This is a genomic window from Hymenobacter terrenus (assembly GCF_000972495.1).
Lineage (GTDB): Bacteria > Bacteroidota > Bacteroidia > Cytophagales > Hymenobacteraceae > Hymenobacter > Hymenobacter terrenus.
This window is the reverse complement of sequence record NZ_LATM01000121.1, coordinates 1-821: the sequence shown is the minus strand read 5'-3', so window position 1 is coordinate 821 and position 821 is coordinate 1. Positions and strand designations below refer to the sequence as shown.

Here is an 821-nt window from a genome sequence, read left to right as displayed (position 1 = left end):
GGTGCCAGCCCGTACGTAGACCACGTCACCGGGCAGGGTCTTGTCGGCGGCTTTCTGAATGGTTTTGAAGGGAGTACGCAACGACTTGCCGTCGTTGGTATTGTCATTACCGTCTTTGTCAGAGACATAGTAATCGGTGGCGTGTGCGCCGGACCAGGCTCCAGTGCCCAGTAACAACGATAGGATGAGTTTTTTCATAGTTAGTTTAGGAAAAGAGACTTGAACGGAAAGACGTGAGCAAAAAGAACTAGAGTGGAAGACCTTCGGGTCAAAGGTGAGCTTTTAAGCCGTATTCAATCAAATTAATGCTCAAACTGATGGACCAACGACACAAATTCATGGACAAACGACATGAAATCGATGTCCACCCGTGCGGAGTTAGTATTCATTCTATTTGCATTATTTCATTGCCATATTTTTGCCATGGGCAAATACGACTTTGTGCTAGCTAGGCCATTGCATTTTGGAGAGCGGTGGTGCTATTGTGGAGAGGAGCGAAGAGCGCTATAAGCACAAAAGGTCTGTTCCAGGAGGAACAGACCTTTTGTAGCTTAGAAAGAAGAGCAAGGGCTATGCTTACTTGTCCAGCGCTAAGCGGGAGAAGGAGGTGCCCGTGGGCNGCTAAGCGGGAGAAGGAGGTGCCCGTGGGCGTGATCAAGCGCACGTTGAACAGAGCCGAGCCTTGGTGAGCGGGGGCCGCAAAGACGGCTTCATGCGGGCCAGCGCTCTGTTGGCCATCGACGAGCACGGCCACGATACGGCCCAGGCCATCGAGTACTTCCAGGCGCACGGCACCCGCTTGCTCGACGGTGTAGCTGAGC

1 pseudogene is annotated in these 821 nt (G+C 52.4%); it reads right to left on the bottom strand.

Annotated features, from left to right (window positions below):
• A pseudogene (locus WX88_RS26765) lies at positions 1–198 on the bottom strand (hypothetical protein); the annotation flags it as partial.
• Positions 199–821 lie beyond the last annotated feature (623 nt).